This window comes from Novosphingobium sp. KN65.2, from assembly GCF_001368935.1.
Classification (GTDB): Bacteria; Pseudomonadota; Alphaproteobacteria; order Sphingomonadales; family Sphingomonadaceae; genus Novosphingobium; species Novosphingobium mathurense.
On sequence record NZ_CCBH010000160.1, the window covers coordinates 1 to 20,054 of the forward strand.

Genomic DNA, 20,054 nt, shown 5'->3' on the forward strand with positions numbered 1-20,054 from the left:
TTCCGCGGGCCGACTGGCCCGCAGGAGACTAGACAGACATGAGTGAGCGGTTCGATCCGGCTCAGGCGGATACCCGCTGGCAGGCTGCGTGGGACGAAGCCCAGTGTTTCAGGGCGGACGACACCTCGTCCAAGCCCCGCAGCTACGTCCTTGAGATGTTCCCCTATCCCTCGGGACGCATCCACATCGGCCACGTGCGCAACTACACGATGGGCGACGTGCTGGCGCGCTACAAGCGGATGACCGGGCACGAAGTGCTGCACCCGATGGGCTGGGATGCCTTCGGGATGCCGGCCGAGAATGCAGCCATGGAAAAAGGCTTGCATCCCGGCGGCTGGACGCGCGAGAACATCGCCAACATGAAGGCGCAGCTCAAGCGGCTGGGCTTCGCGCTCGACTGGAGCCGCGAGATCGCCACCTGCGAGCCGGAATACTACGGCCATGAGCAGGCGCTGTTCCTCGACCTGTACGAACACGGCCTCGTCTACCGCAAGGAATCGGCGGTGAACTGGGATCCGGTCGACCAGACCGTGCTCGCCAACGAGCAGGTCATCGACGGGCGCGGCTGGCGTTCGGGCGCGCTGGTCGAGAAGCGCAAGCTCAACCAGTGGTTCCTCAAGATCACCGACTTCGCCGACGAACTGCTCGAAGGGCTCTCCAGCCTCGACAAGTGGCCCGAAAAGGTCCGCACGATGCAGGAAAACTGGATCGGCAAAAGCCAGGGCCTGCAGTTCCGCTTCGAGCTGTCCGACGGTGGCACGGTCGAAGTCTATTCGACCCGCCCCGATACCATTTTCGGTGCCAGCTTCGTCGCGGTCGCCGCCGATCACCCGATCGCGCAGGGCGTCGCTGCAGGCAACCAGGAAGTCCAGGACTTCATCGCCCTGTGCAAGCAGGGCGGGACGACCGCAGCCGAACTGGAGACCGCCGAAAAGCTGGGTTTCGATACCGGCATCACGGCAAGGCACCCGTTCACGGGCGCGGAGCTTCCGGTGTTCATCGCCAACTTCGTGCTGATGGATTACGGCACCGGCGCGGTCATGGCCGTGCCGGGGCACGACCAGCGCGACTTCGAGTTCGCGACCAAGTACGGCCTGCCGATCCCGCGCGTCGTTGCGGCGAGCCTGGAAGAGGCCGACAGGCCCTTCGACGGCGAAGCCGAGAGCGGCGACGGCGTCATCGTCAATTCCGACTTCCTTAATGGCATGAGCGTTGCCGCGGCCAAGGCGGACGTCATCGCCCGCGCCGAAAGCGGCGGCTGGGGCGAAGGCAAGACGGTCTGGCGTCTGCGCGACTGGGGCGTTTCGCGCCAGCGCTACTGGGGCACGCCGATCCCGTTCATTCACTGCGAAGTCTGCGGCGTCGTTCCGGTGCCCAAGAAGCACCTGCCGGTGACCCTGCCCGAGGATGTCGACTTTTCGACCCCGGGCAATCCGCTGGTCCGTCATCCGACCTGGAAGCATGTCGACTGCCCGCAGTGCGGCAAGCCTGCCCGGCGCGAGACCGACACCCTCGACACGTTCGTCGACAGCTCCTGGTACTTCCTGCGCTTCGCCAGCCAGCCCGGCGACAGGCCGTTCGATCCGGCGAAGATCGCCGAATGGCTGCCGGTCGAGCAGTACATCGGCGGCATCGAGCATGCGATCCTGCACTTGCTCTATGCCCGCTTCTGGACCCGCGCACTGGCCCGCATCGGCAAGGTCGAGGTGACGGAGCCCTTCGCCAGCCTGTTCACGCAGGGCATGGTCACGCATGAGACCTACGAGCGCAAGAACCCGGAAAACGGCCAGCCGATCTACTTCGCCCCCGGCGAGGTTGAACGCACCGCCGAGGGCGCGACGCTCAAGGCCGATGGCGCGCCGGTGGAGATCGGCCGCGTCATCAAGATGTCGAAGTCGAAGAAGAACGTCGTCGATCCCGATGAGATCGTCGCGACTTACGGCGCCGACGCGATCCGCTGGTTCATGCTGTCCGACAGCCCGCCCGAACGCGACCTTCCCTGGTCGGAAGCGGGCATCGAGGGCTGCGCGCGCTTCGTGCAGCGCCTGTGGCGTCTGTTCGGCCAGTACGACGCTTCGGCCGAGGGCGAGGACAAGGCGGTCGACCGCAAGGCGCACCAGACCGTTGCCGCCGTCGCGCAGGACATCGAATCGCTCGGCTTCAACAAGGCCGTCGCGCGCATCTACGAACTGACCGGCGTAATCGAGAAGGCAAAGCCCTCCGCCAGCCGCTCGGAAGCGATCCGCAAGGTCCTGCTGCTCGTTGCACCGATGATGCCGCACCTTGCCGAAGAAGCTTACGCCGCCTTCGGTCAGGGTCTCGTGGCCGAAGCCGACTGGCCTGAAGTCGATCCGGCGCTGCTGGTCGAGGACGAAGTGACCGTCGCGATCCAGGTAAAGGGCAAGCTGCGCGACACCATCACCGTCGCCAAGGGCACCGCGAAGGAAGAACTCGAGGCGCTTGCTCTCGCCAGCGAGAAAGTGCAGCGTGCCCTCGATGGTGCCGAGGTGAGGAAAGTGATCGTCGTGCCCGACCGACTGGTGAACCTCGTCGCGTGAAGCGCGCCCTGGCCCTTTTCGGAGCGCTGATGCTCGCCGGCTGCGGCCTTCAGCCGATGTACGCCGGTGGCGGCAGCGGCGCGGTGGCGCGCGGCCTGTCCGATATCCAGGTGGCCGCGATAGAGGGGCGCGCGGGTTGGCTCGTGCGCAATGCTCTCGTCGACCAGCTGGGCAAGGGGCAGGCCGGCACGACGCCGCGCTATCGCCTCGATGTCCGGCTCGATGACAAGCTGGAAGGCTTCGCGCTGCTGTCCGACGATACCGTCGGGCGCGAACGTCGCACGCTGCGGGCCCGCTACCAGCTCGTCGACCTGAACAGCGACGAGATCGTTCTCGACGCGACCGCCGGTTCGGATGCGGGTATCGACGTAGTCTCGTCGGACTATGCGACGATCGCGGCCGAGCAGGCGGCGCTGGAGAACCTCGCCAAGGATGTCGCCAACCGGATCGTCACCAATGTCGCGCTGCGTCTGCGCGGCGATACGAGCCAGTGAAGGCAACGCAGAAAGACTTCGCCGGGATCGCCTCACGCGCGGCTCGCGATGCGCGCGTTTCCTTCTTCTGCGGCCCGGACGAATCCGGCGCGCTCGACGCGGCGCACAAGCTGGTTTCGCTACTGGCGGATCCGGGTGAGCGGATCGAGCTTCCGGGCGCCGAACTGCGCAGGGACCCGGTGCGATTGGGCGACGAAGCCCGCTCCAATTCGCTGTTCGGTGGAACCCGTCACATCTGGGTGCGCGCCCAGGGCGACGAGGCCCATGACGCCGTGCGCAACCTTATCGAGGACGACATCGAGTCCTGCCCGGTCGTGATCGTCGCCACCGGGGCGACCGACAAGTCGCGCACCGCCAAGCTCCTGATCAACCGCGACGATGCCCTTGTGGCGATGTTCTATCCGCCCGATCTGGGGGCGATCACGAGCGCGGTGCGCACGATGGCCAATGGTGCCGGCCTCAAGATGGGTGGCGAACTGGCCGAGCGGATCGCCCGCGGTGCCGGCCTCGACAGCCGGATCGCCCGGTCCGAAGTGGAGAAGCTGGCTCTCTATCTCGATGCCTCGCCGGAGACGCCGCGGCCGGTTTCCGCCGCCGACCTCGACGCGGTGGGCGCGCAGACCGAGGATGACGACTTTTCGCCGCTGGTCGATACGGTTCTCGGCGGGCGCCGCAATGCGGTTGCCAGCGAACTGAAGCGGATGCGCGAACTGGGGATGAACCCGGTCGGCCTGCTGCTTGCCTTCGAGCGCCGGACCGCGCAGCTGGCCGCGCTGAACGCGAAGCTGGGTCGCGGCGGCGACGTTGCCGGACTGCTCAAGGCCGAAGCGGGCGCGCGCCGGATCTTCTGGAAGGATCAGCCCGCGCTCAACGAGCAATTGCGCATCTGGCGCGGTCCGCGAATCGAGCGGCTGGCCGCCAAGCTTGTTGCAATGCATCAGTCCCTGTTGGCGAACAGCCAGGATGCGGAACTCCTTTTGGCTGAGGGACTACTCGAAATAGCTAGAATTGCCTGTCTGACAGTAAAGCAGCGGACATAGGGAACGTTTGGACTTAATCCGCTTTTCCAATTGCATGCCTCGTTTTTAAGCTCCTATACCTTTTGCAGTGCAGCATCGCGTCGACCGCAATCGATGCCCGCGACCTGTGAGGAAAGCAGGCATTGTGCAGTTGGATTCGAGGAGTGCGGAACAGATGAATGCGCCGTTCACGACGGGCGAGTTCATTAAAGGCCAGGAATTTGACGAGCTCCTCGTCGCGCCGTCGCTCGTCCGTCGCCGACTTCAATGTTATCTGGCCCTTCTCATCAGCGACGTGATCGCCGTTTTTCTGGGCTTCGCCATCGCAGGCCAGTTGTACATGGCGACGAAGGGCTTGGAGGACTCGTTCCTATATGGGTCCCTGATCTTCCCTATTTTCCTGACGATTGCATTCTACAACGGTGCATATTCGATCGACGCACTGCGCTCCGGCTGGTCGGGAATCATGCGGACGGAGCTGGCATTCGTCATCGCCGTTGCCGTCGTGGTCTTCGTACAGTTCCTGACAAGTTCGACGGCCGATTTCTCTCGCGTGACGTTCAATGGCGGCGCGATCCTGGCCATGGCGCTGATTGCGTGGCTGCGTCTGCAGATGCGCAGTTTCGTGGCGTGGCGCTGCGGTCCCAGCGTGATCAACGAACTGATCATCGATGATGGCGGACCGCAGGTGCAGATGCGCAATGCGATCCGCATTTCCGCGGCTGGCATGGGCCTGCGTCCCAATCTCAACGATCCGCACGATCTCGATCGCGTCGGCCTGGTCCTGCGCAACATCGACCGGGTGGTCGTGAGTTGTCCTTCGGACCGCCGCCTCGACTGGGCGATGATCCTCAAGGGCGCCAATGTGGAAGGTGAAGTGCTGGACGATCAGGTCGCCCGGCTCGGTGCCCAGGGCGCCCGGACGATCGGCAAACATGGGTTGCTCATGGTCTCGGCGGGGCCGCTCGGCCTGCGCCAGCGTGCGATCAAGCGCCTGTTCGACATGGCCTTTGCCGGTGCGGCGATCCTCGCTCTATCGCCGCTGCTTATCGTCATCGCGCTGGCCATAAAGCTGCAGGACGGTGGCCCGATTCTGTTCATCCAGAAGCGGATGGGGCGGGGCAACTGCTTCTTCAACATGTACAAGTTCCGCAGCATGACGACGGCGTTGTGCGACAGCGACGGCAATGTCTCGGCCTCCCGTGACGACAAACGGATCACCCCGGTCGGCAAGTTCATTCGTTCCACCAGCCTCGATGAGCTGCCGCAGCTGTTCAACGTGCTGCTCGGCGACATGAGCCTCGTCGGGCCGCGTCCGCACGCCACCGGCTCGCTGGCAGGCCAGAAACTGTTCTGGGAAGTGGATCGCCGTTACTGGCAGCGTCACAGCCTCAAGCCCGGTCTCAGCGGCCTGGCGCAGGTGCGCGGCTATCGTGGGGCTACCGATCATGAGAACGACCTCGTGAAGCGCCTCCAGTCCGACCTCGAGTATCTCGAGGGCTGGACCATCGGTCGCGACATCAAGATCCTGTTCCTGACCCTGCGCGTCCTGGTACACGACCGCGCGTTCTGAGCGCCTGGGAACGCGACTCGGCGCATCCATTGCGGCCAAGGTATGACGATCCTGTAGTACGGCGTTACGGAGCCTGTTCGCCCCCGAAGTCCGTCAGTTCTGCTTGGGAACGCTGAAAGTGCCCGAGACGCGGCCGCCGGAAGCCGAGGATACCCCGCTCTTCAGGTCGATCACGAAGCGTCCGCCGCGCAGGGTGTCGGAATCGCGCTTGAGCGAGGCATTGCCGATCATCGTGATGATGCGCTTGTTGAAGTCGTAGATTGCAGTGTCGCCGGTCGCCACTTCGTTGCCGCGTGTCACGGTCACTCCGCCGCTGGCGGTGATCCGCTGCAGCTTGAGCTCATCGGCATTGGTGAAATTGACGACGGTGCGTGCGGCGCGCAGACGCAGGTCGGTCTGCTTGATGTCGACATTGCCGGTCAGCACGACGCGGTTCTGCTTGTCCTGCAGCTCGATGCGGTCAGCGGCATAGTCGACCGGCGCATTGGTGTCGTGTCCGGGGAAGACTTGCGCGCCAAGCTGCTGCGTGGCGATCAGGCTCGTGCCTGCCAGCAGGGGCAGGGCGATCGCGGCGCGCATCGCCATGCGGGTGGTGAAAGGGCGCAGGCTGCGACGGTTCATTGCGGTATCCTAAGCTTGCCGGGCGTCATCCGCAGCCGGGCATTGCCTTCAAGCGTGACTGTACGTTCGTTGAAATCGGCCTTCATCGTCTGCGCCGAGAAAGTGCCAGTGGGCACTTTACCTTCGACGCCGCCCGTGCCGATGGCCTTGCGGTCCTTGACGTCGATGGCGACGTTGTTCGTCACCATGCGATAGCCGTCCGCCGCGGCGAAATTGACCGGTCCCTCGACGTTGATCGTCTCGGTATCGTAATCGTACGCGCCGCGCGGTGCATCGATCTTGCCCGGGCCGTCGCTGAGATTGAGCTGTGCCACGAGGTCCAGCATCTGCACGACCGGCACGCTCGCCGACTTCTGCACCGCGCTTCCGGCAGTGACCACGAAAGCCCGGCCGCGATCGTCGAGGCCGCGATAGGCCGCGTCGGCCACGCGGATACGCTCCTTGGTCACGGCCACCTTGTTGCGGTCGAGCAGGAAGCTGATCTCGCCGCGCGGCGACAGGGGCATGAGAATCATGATGGCGGCAACCACGCCGATCCCTGCCGGCAGGGCCTTGGCGAGGAAGCCGACCAGCCGGTCATGCGAACCGCCCGGCGCAGCGAAGTGCCGTCGTCGGTTGCGGATCTGGGTGGCTTCGACCGACATGGTCGATCAGGCGGCCTGGTGGCTGAAGATGTCGTGGTCGGGCCAGCCGGCAAGGTCGAGGCGCGCGCGCGCCGGCAGGAAGTCGAAACAGGCCTGCGCGATTTCGGTCCGCTTCTCGCGGGCAAGGCGCTCGACGAGAATTTCGTGCATGGCGTGCAGGTAGCGCACGTCCGAAGCCGCATAGTCCTTCTGCGCGTCGCTCAACTCGGGCGCCCCCCAGTCGCTCGACTGCTGCTGCTTCGACACTTCCTTGCCCAGCAGTTCGCGCACGAGGTCCTTGAGGCCATGGCGATCGGTGTAGGTGCGGACCAGTTTGCTGGCGATCTTGGTGCAGAACACCGGCGCGGCCATCACGCCCAGGTAATGTTCGATTGCGGCAAGGTCGAAGCGCGCGAAATGGTAGAGCTTGAGTCGCGCCGGATCGGCAAGGACAGCCTTGAGGTTGGGCGCGTCGAATGAGCTGCCGGGGCCGAAGCGGACGAGATGCTCGTCGCCCTTGCCATCGGAGATCTGGACCACGCAGAGGCGGTCGCGCGGGGTTATGAGGCCCATCGTCTCGGTATCGACGGCGACGGAGCCCGGGGCGAGGACGCCTTCGGGGAGATCTTCTTCGTGGAGATAGACAGCCATGGTCCGAAAATGCTTAGGGACTGGGCCGGTGTTTCGCAATGGGCGCTGTTCGCGAAGGGCGGCTCCGTGGCGCTTTCGGAGGACGAACGGGCATGAATGCAACAGCAGCCGCGCAGTCGGTGCCCCCGGCATGGCAGCCGGCACTGGGCGAATTGCTCGAATCGCGCGAATCCAGACAGTTGGCTGAGTGGCTGAGAGCCGAGGAAGAGGCGGGCAAGCGAATCTATCCCCCGCGCGATCATCGCCTGCGGGCGCTCGAACTGACGCCGCTGGACGAGGTGAAGGTCGTGATCCTCGGCCAGGACCCCTATCACGGCGCGGGTCAGGCCCATGGCCTGGCTTTCTCGGTGCCCGAGGGCGTGCGGGTGCCGCCTTCGCTGGTCAACATCTACAAGGAACTGGCGGCCGACTGCGGCGTCACGGCGCCCGGGCACGGCAATCTGGAGCATTGGGCCCGCCAGGGCGTGCTGCTGCTCAACAACGCGCTGACCGTGCAGGAAGGGCAGGCCGGATCGCACCACAAAAAGGGCTGGGAAGCGATCACCGATGCCGCCGTTGCCGCCGTTGCCGCCAAGAGCGATCCTTGCGTCTTCCTGCTCTGGGGCAATCACGCGCAGAAAAAGGCGATGCGGGTTCCCGGGCTGGCTTCGAGCCATCATCTCGTCCTGACGGCGCCGCATCCCAGCCCGCTGTCGGCCCATTCCGGGTTCTTCGGCTGCCGTCACTTCAGCCGCGCCAATGCCTTCCTGGCCGGGAACGGCCGCGGGACGATCGACTGGTAGGCGTTAAGCTTCCGCGTCCGACCCGCTATTGCCATTCGTTTCGCTCGCCTGAGCCTGTCGGTGGATGGCGTGGCCTGTAGAGCCAACGGAAAAGGGGCGCGCCTTACGGCACGCCCCTTTCTTGTTTTCGGTCCGGTCAGGATCAGCGCGGCAGTTCGCTCGCGCCCATCAGCATTTCGTCGACCGAGCGGGCGCACTGGCGGCCCTCGCGGATCGCCCAGACCACAAGAGACTGGCCACGGCGCATGTCGCCGCAGGTGAAGATCTTCTCGTCGCTGGTCTGGTACTTCTCGGTGTCGGCCTTGACGTTGCCGCGCGGGTCGAGCTCGACGGCGGCCTGATCCAGCATGCCGGCCTTGCGCGGGCCGGTGAAGCCCATGGCCAGCAGGATGAGGTCGGCCTTGAGCGTGAACTCGCTGCCCGGCACCTCGTGCATCTTGCCGTCCTTCCACTCGACGCGGACGCATTCGAGCGCATTGACGTCGTTGTCGCCGATGACGCGCTTGGTCAGCACGGCCCAGTCGCGCTCGCAGCCTTCCTCGTGGCTCGAGGAGGTGCGCAGCTTGAGCGGCCAGTTCGGCCAGCTCATCGCCTTGTCCTCATGGACCGGCGGCTTGGGCATGATCTCGAGCTGGGTGACCGAAAGGGCGCCCTGGCGGTTCGAGGTGCCCACGCAGTCGGAGCCGGTGTCGCCGCCGCCGATGACGATGACGTGCTTGCCGGTCGCCGTCAGCGAGCCGCGCGGTGCGGCGCGAAGTTCGTCGTCACCGGCATTGCGCTTGTTCTGCTGGGTCAGGAATTCCATGGCCAGGCGCACGCTCGGCAGTTCCGAACCCGGAATGTCGAGACGGCGTGCTTCTTCGGCGCCGCCCGCGAAGACGACGGCGTCGTAGTTTTCCTTGAGCGAGTTTACCGAGACCGAGACACCCACCTCGACGGAAGTCTTGAACTCCACGCCTTCGGCTTCCATCTGCGCCGCGCGGCGATTGATGAGGTGCTTCTCCATCTTGAAGTCGGGGATGCCGTAACGCATCAGCCCGCCGACGCGGTCGTTCTTCTCGAACACGGTGACCGAGTGGCCGGCGCGGGCCAGCTGCTGCGCGCAGGCCAGACCCGCCGGGCCCGAACCGACGACCGCAATCGACTTGCCGGTGCGCTTCGCCGGGATCTTCGGCGTGATCCAGCCTTCGGCCCAGCCCTTGTCGACGATCGCGCATTCGATCGACTTGATGGTGACCGGCTGGTCGACGATGTTCAGCGTGCAGGCTGCCTCGCACGGAGCGGGGCAGATGCGGCCGGTGAATTCCGGAAAGTTGTTGGTCGAGTGGAGGACTTCCAGCGCGTTGCGGTAGTCGTCCTCGTAGACCAGGTGGTTCCAGTCCGGGATGATGTTGTTGACGGGACAACCCGTGTGGCAGTGCGGGATGCCGCAGTTCATGCAGCGCGACGCCTGTGCCTTGAGGGTTTCCGCCGGAAGCGGAATGACGAATTCCTTGTAGTTCTTCAGTCGCTCCGAAGCATCGCCGTAAGTGCGATCCTGACGGTCGAGCTCGAGGAAGCCGGTTTCCTTACCCATTTTCGCAATATCCTCGTGAATTATTCCGCGGCAACCGAAGCGGCTTCCTGCCGCTCGGCCTCGAGTTGCTTGAGTGCACGCGCATAGTCGCGCGGCATCACCTTGACGAACTTGCCAAGCGTGTTGGCCCAGTCGTCGAGCAGCGCACGGGCCCGCTTCGAGCCGGTGTGCAGGTGGTGACGTTCAAGCAGGACGCGGATGCGTTCGGCGTCGTGGCGCAGCATGTCGCCCATGCCGAGGTCGTTGACGCCGTTGGTGCGCTGTTGCGGACGGCCGGTGCCTTCTTCCTCGTCAGCGTCCGCAGAGATCTTCTGCAGGTCGACCATCGCCGTGTTGCACAGCTTGTCGAACATGCCGTCCTCGTCGAAGACATAGGCGATGCCGCCCGACATGCCCGCCGCGAAGTTGCGGCCGGTCTTGCCGAGAACCATCACGACGCCGCCGGTCATGTACTCGCAGCCGTGGTCGCCGCAGCCTTCGACGACCGCGATCGCGCCCGAGTTGCGGACTGCGAAACGTTCGCCGCCGACGCCGTTGAAGAACGCCTCGCCGGAAATCGCGCCGTAGAGCACGGTATTGCCGACGATGATGTTGTTCAGCGGATCGCGATCGACGTGGGAGGGCTGACGCACGATCACGCGGCCGCCCGACAGGCCCTTGCCGACGTAGTCGTTGGCATCGCCGGTCAGGTCGAGCGTGACGCCGTGGGCAAGCCAGGCGCCGAAGCTCTGGCCGGCAACGCCGGTGAGCTTCACGTTGATCGTGTTGTCGGGCAGGCCTTCATGGCCGTAGCGCTTGGCCACTTCGCCCGAGAGCATCGCGCCGACCGTGCGGTTGACGTTGATGATCGGCTTTTCGATGCGGACGGCTTCGCGCTTCTCGAGTGCATCGGCCGAAGCTTCGATGAGGACGTTGTCCAGCGCGTTCTCGAGCCCGTGGTCCTGCGTCTCGCTCCAGTTGAGCGAGGGGCTGTCGCCCAGCGGGGCCTGGTAGAGAATGCGGCTGAGGTCGACGCCCTTGGCCTTCCAGTGCGAGATGGCCTTCTTCATGTTGAGCTTGTCGACGCGGCCGACCATTTCGGCAACCGTGCGGAAGCCCAGTTCGGCCATGATCGCGCGCAGCTCCTCGGCAACGAAGAAGAAGTAGTTGACCACGTGCTCGGGCTGGCCGGTGAAGCGGGCGCGCAGGACCGGGTCCTGGGTGGCGACGCCGACCGGGCAGGTGTTGAGGTGGCACTTGCGCATCATGATGCAGCCGGCCGCGATCAGCGGTGCGGTGGCGAAGCCGAACTCGTCGGCGCCGAGCAGGGCGGCGACGGCAACGTCACGACCGGTGCGCAGGCCGCCGTCGGCCTGCACCGCGATGCGGCTGCGCAGGTTGTTGAGCAGCAGGGTCTGCTGGGTTTCTGCAAGGCCGATTTCCCAGGGCGAACCCGCATGGGTAAGAGACGTCAGCGGCGAAGCGCCGGTGCCGCCCTCGTAGCCCGAGATGGTCACGTGATCTGCGCGCGCCTTGGAAACGCCCGCTGCCACCGTGCCGACGCCCACTTCGGACACCAGCTTGACCGAAACGCGCGAAGTCGGGTTCACGTTCTTTAGATCGTGAATGAGCTGCGCGAGGTCTTCGATCGAGTAGATGTCGTGGTGCGGCGGCGGCGAGATGAGGCCGACGCCCGGAGTCGAGTGACGGGTCTTGCCGATGACCTTGTCGACCTTGTGGCCGGGCAGCTGGCCGCCCTCGCCGGGCTTGGCGCCCTGGGCCATCTTGATCTGGATGTCGTCGGCGTTGACGAGATACTCGGTGGTGACGCCGAAGCGGCCCGATGCGACCTGCTTGATCGACGAACGCATGGTGTCGCCGTTGGGCAGGGGCTTGAAGCGCTTGGGATCCTCGCCGCCTTCACCGGTGTTCGACTTCGCGCCGATGCGGTTCATGGCGAGCGCCAGCGTGGTGTGCGCCTCCCACGAGATCGAGCCGTAGCTCATAGCGCCGGTGGCGAAACGCTTGACGATTTCGCTGGCCGGTTCGACCTCGTCGATCGAGATCGGGGTTTCGGCGGGCACGAACTCCATCAGGCCGCGGATGGTGAGCATCCGGGTCGACTGGTCGTTGATGCTCTGCGCGAATTCCTTGTACTTTTCCGGCACGTTGCCGCGCACGGCGTGCTGCAGCGAACCGATGTTGGTCGAGGTCCAGGCGTGTTCCTCGCCACGGATGCGCGAACCGTAGATGCCGCCGACGTCGAGCATGTTGGCGTAGATCGGGTTCTCGCCGAAGGCCGCGGCATGACGGCGAACCGCCTCTTCCGCGATTTCGAGCAGGCCCGCGCCCTCGATGGTGGTGGCAGTACCGGTGAAGTACTTCTCGACGAATTCGGTCGACAGGCCGACGGCGTCGAAGATCTGCGCGCCGCAGTACGACTGGTAGGTCGAGATGCCCATCTTGGACATGACCTTGCGGATGCCCTTGCCGATGGCCTTGATGTAGTTCTTGCGCGCTTCCTCGGCGGAAACCGGCAGGTTCTTGCGAACGCGGATGTCCTCGATCGTTTCGAACGCGACGTAGGGGTTGATCGCCTCGGCGCCGTAGCCGGCAAGGACGCAGAAGTGGTGCACTTCGCGTGCTTCACCGGTCTCGACGACCAGGCCGGTCTGCATGCGCAGGCCCTGGCGGACGAGGTGATGGTGGACGGCAGCGGTCGCCAGCAGGGCCGGCATCGGAATGCGGTCGGGGCCCTGGGCGCGGTCGGACAGGATCAGGATGTTCTTGTCCGCCAGCACCGCTTCGGTCGCGGCCCAGCACATTTCCTTGATCGCCATCTCGAGACCCGCGGCGCCGGCCTCGGCGTCCCAGGTCATGTCGATGGTGGCGGTGCGGAAGGCGCCGTCCAGCGCGGCCTCGACCGAGCGGATCTTGGCGATGTCCACGTCGGTCAGGATCGGCTGGCTGACTTCCAGGCGCTTGTGCGTGCCGGCGTCATGACCGAGCAAGTTCGGGCGCGGGCCGATCATCGAGACCAGGCTCATCACCAGTTCCTCGCGGATCGGGTCGATCGGCGGGTTGGTGACCTGCGCGAAGTTCTGCTTGAAGTAGTCGTAGAGCAGGCGCGACTTGTTCGACAGCACCGGGATCGGCGTGTCGGTGCCCATCGAACCGATCGGATCGTCGGCATTGACGGCCATCGGCTCGAGGAAGCGGTTGGTGTCTTCCTGGGTGTAGCCGAAGGACTGCTGGCGATCGAGCAGCGTGGTGTCCGGAGCCGGCAGCGGGTCCAGCTCTTCCTCGATCACGTCGAGGTCCTTGAGCATGTACTGCGCCTGGTCGAGCCACTTCTGGTAGGGCTCTTCGTTGGCCAGCTGCGTCTTGATTTCCTCGTCCTCGATGATGCGGCCCTCTTCGAAGTCGATGAGGAGCATCCTGCCGGGCTGGAGACGCCACTTGCGCACGATGTTGTCTTCCTTGATCGGAAGCACGCCGCTTTCCGAAGCCATGACGCACAGGTCGTCGTCGGTGACCAGGAAGCGCGCCGGGCGCAGGCCGTTACGGTCGAGCGTGGCGCCGATCTGGCGGCCATCGGTAAAGGCCACGGCTGCCGGGCCGTCCCAGGGCTCCATCAGCGCGGCGTGATATTCGTAGAACGCGCGGCGTTCGCCGTCCATCAGCGGGTTGCCGGCCCATGCCTCGGGGATGAGCATCATCATCGCGTGGCTGAGCGAGTAACCGCCGGCGAGCAGCAGTTCGAAGGCGTTGTCGAGGCACGCGGTGTCCGACTGGCCGTGCGGGATCAGCGGCCACATCTTGTCGAGGTCGGCGCCGAGCAGCTCGGATTCCATGGTGCGGCGGCGGGCGTTCATCCAGTTCACGTTGCCGCGAACGGTGTTGATCTCGCCGTTGTGCGCCATGAAGCGGAACGGGTGCGCCAGCTTCCAGCTCGGGAAGGTGTTGGTCGAGAAGCGCTGGTGCACGAGGCCGAGCGCGGAGACGAAGTCCGGATCGCGCAGGTCGTCGTAGAACGAGCCGACCTGGGTCGCGAGCAGCAGGCCCTTGTAGACGATCGTGCGGCTCGAGAAGCTAGGCATGTAAAGCTCGGTCAGGCCGGGCAGGTCATGCTTTTCGGCCAGCGCCGCGAGCGGGTTCTGGGTCTGCTTGCGGATCGCGAGCAGCTTGCGCTCGAAGGCGTCCTGGTCGGCGCAGTTCTCGCCGCGGCCGACGAAGCACTGGCGGATCACCGGCATCGATTCGATGACCGTCTTGCCGAGGCCGTCCAGCGAAACCGGGACGTCGCGCCAGCCGATCAGGGTCTGGCCTTCCTTCTTGATGAACTTCTCGAAGGTGGAGACGACGAAATCGCGCGAGGCTTCGTCCTGCGGAAGGAAGCACATGGCAACCGCATAGTCGCCGGCTTCGGGCAGTTCGACGCCCGCGCCCTTGGCCCACTTGCGGAACAGCTGGTCGGGCAGCTGGGTCAGAATGCCCGCGCCGTCGCCCAGGAGCGGATCCGCGCCCACCGCACCGCGGTGGTCGATGTTTTTCAGGATTTCAAGCGCCTGGGTAATGATTGCGTGGCTTTTCTGTCCTTTAATATGGGCGACGAAGCCCACACCGCAGGAGTCGTGTTCGTTTCGCGCATCGTAAAGGCCCTGGGGCTTAGGAAATCCCATCGATATTAATCCATCCTGTCATTTTTGCCGGGGCCTGCACAGCCGCGCACGACCAGCGCACGCGAATCGCGCACTATCCAGCACGCGGCATAGTGACCCCACGATCCCCATGACGATTGAACGCCGGTTTTGCAACCGCGAAGGCGCATTTCGGCGCAGTAATGGTGCCGACTATGCTGGAAAAAGGGGCATTTTATTATCGAAGCCCCGCCCCGGCTGGGCCGGAACGGGGCTCGGGGATTCAGCGATTCGCCGTTGCAGCGTGGAACTGCGGGGCCCGATTCCCGCCCGATCGGGCAGGTAACCGGGTGTCAGGAGCCGGTCAGGCGGCGCCGCTCATGCGCTGCAGGGTGGCCAGGGCCTCGCGCAGGGCGCGCTCGGTCTGGTCCGTGTCCTGCCGTCCGGGAGCGTCGAACGGGCGACGGGCCTGGAACTCGCTGGGCATGGAAGGCTGTTCCGTGGCCTCGTGCTGTGCCTGCGTACCGTCGAAGCGGTATTCGGTTCGGGCGGGCTCATCGCCGGGAAAGATGACCATGGGCTGGATGCCTTCGTCGGTTTCCGGCTCGCCGATGCGCACGAACGGCTGGCGCGGTACGGCGCGAGACATGTTGAGAAGCGAGGAATAGCCCTCGTCGATCACTTCTTCCTCGTCTTCCGCTTCGTCCTCGGCCTCGGCGTAGTCTGCGTATTGCGCGTCGGCATAGTCCTCGGCGAACTCGCCATCGGCCTCGGCTTCATCGTCGTAATCCATGACCGGCGCGGAAGGCGCAGCGGGCTTGGTCTTGAGAAGTTCGCCGATGTGGCGCGGCGGAATGTATCCGGGAAGGGCCTCGCCCTCGTCGAACGAATCCAGTCCCACGGGGCGCAGCGCGGCCGGGACTTGCTGCGCTGCAACAGGCTCTTCGTTCCAGCTCTGGGCGAGAGCTTCGATTTGCTGTTCGAGTTCGGTTGCGGGTTCGGCGTCCTCAAGGGGCTGCGCCAGTTCGACAAGGGAGGTTTCGATCTCCGCTGCGGGAGCCTCGAAACCTGCGTGGTCGACCTGGTCCCAGTCGACGGGATCGCCGTTTTCCTCGCTCGCTTCTTCAGTGTCAGCGAATTCGGTGTCGTCGATTGCAGCGTCTTCGGTTTCGGCCTCTTCGAAGTCTGCCGTCTCTATCCCGGCTTCGACGACGTTCTCGTCAGCCAGTTCGAACGGTGTGGCTTCGGGGGCTTCCGGCTCGGCGGGCAGGGTTTCGTTGAATGCGACAGGCTCGATCGGAGTCGGCTGAACCTGAGGGCGCTCGAACTGGAGCGGCTTGAAGGCGAGCGGCGCGACTTTCGCCGCTTCCGGAGCGACCGGTGCGAAAGTCTCGCGTGCTTCGCCGAGGTCGACCGCATTCTGCGCGGCGATCTCCTCACGGCGCTTGGCCATGGCGAGGGCGAGGCGCTCGAGCAGTTCGACATGCGAAAGCGCTTCGAGATCGGCCGAGGCGATACGGTCCGCGGCAGTGTGTCCGCTCGGTGCCGGGGCGCGGTCGGCCTGAGATTCGCGGGCTTGGCCCCGATCGCCTTCGTCGTGCGCTTCGGGCTGCTTTTCCAGCGAATCGATGATCGCCCTGGTCAGCACCGCAAACGGCGTCGAGCGGTCGTAGGGCGCCTGGTAGAAGGGGGCGTGGGCACCGGGGGCCGGCTCGGCGTCGATGCCCGGCTCGGCATCGAGATCGGCGATCGAGAGGATCGCCCGTTCGTCGCGGCGCGTCGCCTGTTCGACCGGCGCGGCCGGCCTGCTGGAAAGATCGCGCGAGTAGCTGTCGAACAGGTGGTTGCTGACCGGGGCCTTGGCCGTGAACGAAGGCGCTTCGTCCTCGATGACCTCGAATTCGGCGGTTTCGACATCTGTCGCTTCAGCCTCGCAAGGTTCGGCCTCAAGCGCTTCGCCGTCCTCGACGACGGCGAGTTCGGCGTCCTCGACCTCGATTTCATCCGCTTCGAATGCGGCAGGGGCGAACGATGCGACCGGCGCCTCGGCTTCTTCCGGGAAGTCTTCCAGATCGAGATCGGCGGTTTCGGCGATTCGGGCGTCTGCCGTCTCGAGCGTCTCCGCGTCCTCGACCGGCGCTGCGGCGACTTCGGCCTGCGCGGGCATCTCGTGGGCGACGAAAGCGGGCGTGGCGAGATCGGCAGCCGGCTGCATGCGGCGCCGCCTCGTGACTTCGCCTGCAGCGGGGCGGGCGATTCGGCGGGCAACCACGGCACCGACGATGCCGCCAAGCCCGGTCATGGCCAGCGCTATCAGGATGCGTGCGGTCGCACCGAGTGGCGGGGCCGCCATGGGGACCAGCGAATCGATATGCGTGGTCGCGACCAGCTGTTCGAAAATGGCCGGCTTGATGGCAATGCTGGCCAGACCGAAGAGGGCGCCGAACCAGAGGGCCACGATGGCCGGGAACAGCGGATGGCGGCTGATCGGCTGCTTTCCTCCGGCTTTCCTGCGTGTGTTGTGGGCCACGTTTTCCATCCCGTTCTCAAATTGCGCGAGGCGATGTCATGCAGCGACACTGCCCGTGTTTTCAGCCTTCAGGGGTGCCAGCATTTGGTAAACGTCTTGATAACGAGCCGCGTTCACGGCCCAATCGTGCCGGGTTTCGACATGTTCGCGGCCAGCCTTGCGGTAGGCAGGCCAGTGCCCGCGATCCTCCAGCAGCCCGGCAAGGGCGTTGGCGCAGGCCCGGGGATCGTCCGGCGTGAACAGCACGCCCGTCCGGCCATGCGTGACGAGTTCGCGATGCCCGCCGACATCGCTGGCGGCGACCAGTTTGTCCTGCGCCATCGCCTCGAGCGGCTTGAGCGGGGTGACGAGATCGGTCAGTCGGCTGCGCTTGCGCGGATAGGCCATGATGTCGGCCAGAGCGTAATAGCGTTCGACCTCATGGTGCGGCACGCGGCCGACGAAGCGAATGGCCTGCGCCGCGGGCGATGCCGCCGCCTGCGCGCGCAGGGCCGCCTCACAAGGCCCGCCGCCAACGAGCAGCAGGCGCGCGTCGCTCCGGCGCTGGACGAGATGGTCCATGGCCTCGATCAGTACGTCGATGCCTTCGTAGTCATAGAAGCTGCCGATGAAGCCGATCACCGGGCAGGGCGCGCCGTCCACCTCGAAACCCAGGGCACGGGCCAATGCGGCGTCGCGCTTCGCCGGCTCGCCGAAGAGGGTGAGGTCGACGCCGTTGGGCATGACGGTGATTCGCTCCGGCGGCGTGCCGCGCCCGACGAGATCGGCCTTGAGGCCTTCGCAGATCGTCACCACGGCATCGGCGCGCGAGACGACGTGGCTCTCCAGCTTGCGGGTCAGCCGGTACTTGAGCGAACCTTCGCTGCCGGTGCCGTTGCCGACTGCGGCGTCCTCCCAGAACGCGCGGATTTCATAGACCAGCGGAATGCCGTGGCGGCGGGCGATACGCAGGGCGGCCTGACCGCACAGGGCCGGGGAATGGGCGTGGATCACGTCGGGCCGCCATTCGCGCACGACCGCTTCGATGCCCTGCGCGAAAAGCGAGATTTCGCGCCACTCGCGCAGGCCGACAGGGCCGCTTGCCGCGCCGACCGTGCGATGGAAGAGCAGGCCGTCGGCTTCCTCGGCTACCGGCCCTTCGGCCGTGTGCCGCAGGCCGGTGACGCCGCGCACTTCGTAGCCCATCGCGGCCTGTGCCTTGAGGATCGCCCGGGTGCGGAAGGTATAGCCGCTTTGCATCGGCAACGAATGATCGAGGACGTGGAGGATGCGTGTCATGACCTGCAAATCCCTAGCTTGTAAGGCTTAACGCGCCGTCAACCCGAGGCTGATATCGCCCTTGGCATGGTCGATATTCTCGCCCTTGCCCTGTCTCACGGACTGCTCGCGCTGGCTGCGCTGCGCCTGCTGGCGCGCCCGGACCTCGACGAGGAGGGACGCGATGATGCAGGCGGCGGTCTCAAGGCCCGGCTGGCTCAGAAGCGCAAGATGCGCGTGCCGACGCAAGGCGAAGGCGTGCTGCCCGATGCTTGACCTTGGCCTGACGGCATTCCTCGCCTGTTTCCTGGTCATGGGCTTCAAGCGCCCGTTCCTGTGGGTGCTGTGCTATCTCTACGTCGACATCGTTTCGCCCCAGGTCATTTCCTGGGGCATCCTGTCCAGCGTTCCGGTATCGCTGATTACCTTCGCCGCGGCCTTCGGCGGCTGGCTTCTGCTCGAAGACAAGCGCGATTCGCGCTTCACGCTGCGGCAGGCCCTGCTTGCGATGCTGCTCGCCTATTGCGCGATGACCACGTTGACCGCCGATTATCCGGCGGAAGCGCTGGAGAAATGGGCCTGGGTCTGGAAGGCACTGGTCTTCGCGATCTTTCTGCCGCTGACGGTGCGCACGCGCCTGCGAATCGAGGCCGTGGCGCTGGTCATGGTCCTGGCGGCAAGCGCCCTGATCATCGATGGTGGCATCAAGACGGTGATGGGCGGTGGCGGCTACGGCACGCTGCGGATCTTCGTCGACAACAATGCCGGCCTGTTCGAAGGCTCGATCCTGTCCTGCGTCGCCATCTCGATCATCCCGGTGGTGATCTGGCTGGCACGCTACGGCACGATCTTCCCGTCCGACTGGCGGGTCTCGACCTTCGCCTGCGCGCTCATCTTCGCCTGCGCGCTGATCCCGGTCGGCACCCAGGCGCGCACCGGCCTGATGTGCCTTGCCGTGCTCTGCGTCCTGTACCTGCGCACCGCGAAGCACCGCGTGCTGATCGCCGGCGGCATGGCCGTCGCACTCCTCGCCGCCGTACCGTTCTTGCCGCAATCGTTCCTCGCGCGCATGAGCACGATCGAGAACCACCAGTCCGACCAGTCCGCCAGCACCCGGCTCGGCGTTTGGAAGTGGACCTGGGACTATGCCAGGGAGCATCCGCTGGGCGGCGGCTTCGAGGTCTACCTGTCGAGCGAGGTGCAATACGATACGGTTGCCCGCGACTCGGATGGCAGCAATGTCGTGATCGAGCGGGAAAGAGTGGTCGAGAAGGGCCGTGCCTTCCATTCGAGCTATTTCGAAATGCTGGGCGAACAGGGTTTCCCGGGGTTGTTGCTGTGGCTGCTGATCCAGGGCCTCGGCATTCTTCAGATGGAAATTATCCGGCGGCGCTGGAAAGGGCGCACCGAGGCTGACGAGGCATGGGTTGCACCGCTCGCGAACGCATTGCAGCTCGCGCACGTGGTCTACATGATCGGATCGCTCTTCGTGGGCATCGCCTTCCAGCCCTTCATCCTCATGCTGGTCGGCCTGCAATGCGGATTCTGGAGCTACCTCAAGCGCATCGGCCATCCGGCCAAGATCGGGCAGGGCGAATCGCGCCGCAAGGCCGTGCGCACGATGCAGCCGGCCTGAGCGAATTCTAACCCTTTCGGGCAATTCCAGAGGGGGTAATCGCGGTCGTCTGCGACAAATCGCATGATTTCAGAAGGAATCCCGATTTTGCATTAACGGCAAATTTACCTTTAAC

Annotated in this window: 14 protein-coding genes; 7 read left to right on the forward strand and 7 right to left on the reverse strand. The window is 65.2% G+C overall.

The window, feature by feature from the left end:
• Positions 1 to 38: 38 nt before the first annotated feature.
• The 4 genes from leuS (at position 39) to SPHV1_RS13350 (ending at position 5,644) form a co-directional block, all read left to right on the forward strand.
• Positions 39 to 2,558, forward strand: coding sequence for a leucine--tRNA ligase (leuS, locus tag SPHV1_RS13335; RefSeq protein WP_054946530.1), 2,520 nt, complete (start codon positions 39 to 41; stop codon positions 2,556 to 2,558).
• Positions 2,555 to 3,052 carry an LPS assembly lipoprotein LptE gene (gene lptE / locus SPHV1_RS13340; protein ID WP_054946531.1) on the forward strand — a complete coding sequence of 166 codons (498 nt, stop codon included), beginning with the start codon at positions 2,555 to 2,557 and terminating at the stop codon, positions 3,050 to 3,052. The genes leuS and lptE overlap by 4 nt, the downstream gene beginning before the upstream one ends.
• Positions 3,049 to 4,092 (forward strand): DNA polymerase III subunit delta, encoded by a 1,044-nt coding sequence (holA, locus tag SPHV1_RS13345; RefSeq protein ID WP_054946532.1) that lies wholly within the window; start codon positions 3,049 to 3,051, stop codon positions 4,090 to 4,092. Before lptE ends, holA begins: the two co-directional genes overlap by 4 nt.
• Positions 4,093 to 4,246: 154 nt before the next feature.
• Entirely contained in the window at positions 4,247 to 5,644 is a 1,398-nt protein-coding gene (locus SPHV1_RS13350) for a sugar transferase (RefSeq protein ID WP_054946533.1), read from the forward strand.
• A gap of 93 nt (positions 5,645 to 5,737) precedes the next feature.
• Here SPHV1_RS13350 and SPHV1_RS13355 read toward each other — a convergent pair whose 3' ends face one another.
• The 3 genes from SPHV1_RS13355 to SPHV1_RS13365 are packed head-to-tail and all read right to left on the reverse strand — an operon-like array spanning position 5,738 to position 7,539.
• Positions 5,738 to 6,265, reverse strand: a complete 528-nt coding sequence (locus SPHV1_RS13355) for an LptA/OstA family protein (RefSeq protein ID WP_054946534.1) — start codon at positions 6,263 to 6,265, stop codon at positions 5,738 to 5,740.
• On the reverse strand, positions 6,262 to 6,909 hold the full coding sequence (lptC, locus tag SPHV1_RS13360) for an LPS export ABC transporter periplasmic protein LptC (protein ID WP_054946535.1): 648 nt from the start codon (positions 6,907 to 6,909) through the stop codon (positions 6,262 to 6,264). The genes SPHV1_RS13355 and lptC overlap by 4 nt, the downstream gene beginning before the upstream one ends.
• A 6-nt stretch (positions 6,910 to 6,915) precedes the next feature.
• Entirely contained in the window at positions 6,916 to 7,539 is a 624-nt protein-coding gene (locus tag SPHV1_RS13365; RefSeq protein WP_054946536.1) for a ribonuclease D, read from the reverse strand.
• 92 nt (positions 7,540 to 7,631) lie between these two features.
• On the opposite strand from SPHV1_RS13365, the gene SPHV1_RS13370 reads away from it, so the two are divergent.
• Positions 7,632 to 8,321, forward strand: coding sequence for a uracil-DNA glycosylase (locus tag SPHV1_RS13370; RefSeq protein WP_054946537.1), 690 nt, complete (start codon positions 7,632 to 7,634; stop codon positions 8,319 to 8,321).
• Between the two features lie 142 nt (positions 8,322 to 8,463).
• On the opposite strand, the gene SPHV1_RS13375 is transcribed toward SPHV1_RS13370, so the two are convergent.
• From SPHV1_RS13375 to SPHV1_RS13390, 4 genes are all read right to left on the reverse strand, one after another.
• Positions 8,464 to 9,897, reverse strand: coding sequence for a glutamate synthase subunit beta (locus tag SPHV1_RS13375; RefSeq protein ID WP_054946538.1), 1,434 nt, complete (start codon positions 9,895 to 9,897; stop codon positions 8,464 to 8,466).
• A gap of 20 nt (positions 9,898 to 9,917) precedes the next feature.
• Positions 9,918 to 14,558 carry a glutamate synthase large subunit gene (gene gltB / locus SPHV1_RS13380; RefSeq protein WP_054946539.1) on the reverse strand — a complete coding sequence of 1,547 codons (4,641 nt, stop codon included), beginning with the start codon at positions 14,556 to 14,558 and terminating at the stop codon, positions 9,918 to 9,920.
• A 322-nt stretch (positions 14,559 to 14,880) separates the two neighbouring features.
• Positions 14,881 to 17,055 (reverse strand): hypothetical protein, encoded by a 2,175-nt coding sequence (locus SPHV1_RS13385; protein WP_054946540.1) that lies wholly within the window; start codon positions 17,053 to 17,055, stop codon positions 14,881 to 14,883.
• 27 nt (positions 17,056 to 17,082) lie between these two features.
• The gene (locus SPHV1_RS13390; RefSeq protein WP_054946541.1) at positions 17,083 to 18,324 is read right to left on the reverse strand and encodes a TIGR04063 family PEP-CTERM/XrtA system glycosyltransferase; all 1,242 of its coding nucleotides are present in this window, start codon (positions 18,322 to 18,324) and stop codon (positions 17,083 to 17,085) included.
• Positions 18,325 to 18,390: 66 nt separating this feature from the next.
• Here SPHV1_RS13390 and SPHV1_RS13395 point away from each other — a divergent pair, with 66 nt between their 5' ends.
• Both SPHV1_RS13395 and SPHV1_RS13400 read left to right on the forward strand, forming a co-directional pair.
• Complete coding sequence (locus SPHV1_RS13395; protein WP_054946542.1) at positions 18,391 to 18,579, forward strand: hypothetical protein; 189 nt, start codon at positions 18,391 to 18,393, stop codon at positions 18,577 to 18,579.
• Positions 18,572 to 19,939 carry a putative O-glycosylation ligase, exosortase A system-associated gene (locus tag SPHV1_RS13400; RefSeq protein WP_054946543.1) on the forward strand — a complete coding sequence of 456 codons (1,368 nt, stop codon included), beginning with the start codon at positions 18,572 to 18,574 and terminating at the stop codon, positions 19,937 to 19,939. The genes SPHV1_RS13395 and SPHV1_RS13400 overlap by 8 nt, the downstream gene beginning before the upstream one ends.
• Positions 19,940 to 20,054: the final 115 nt, after the last annotated feature.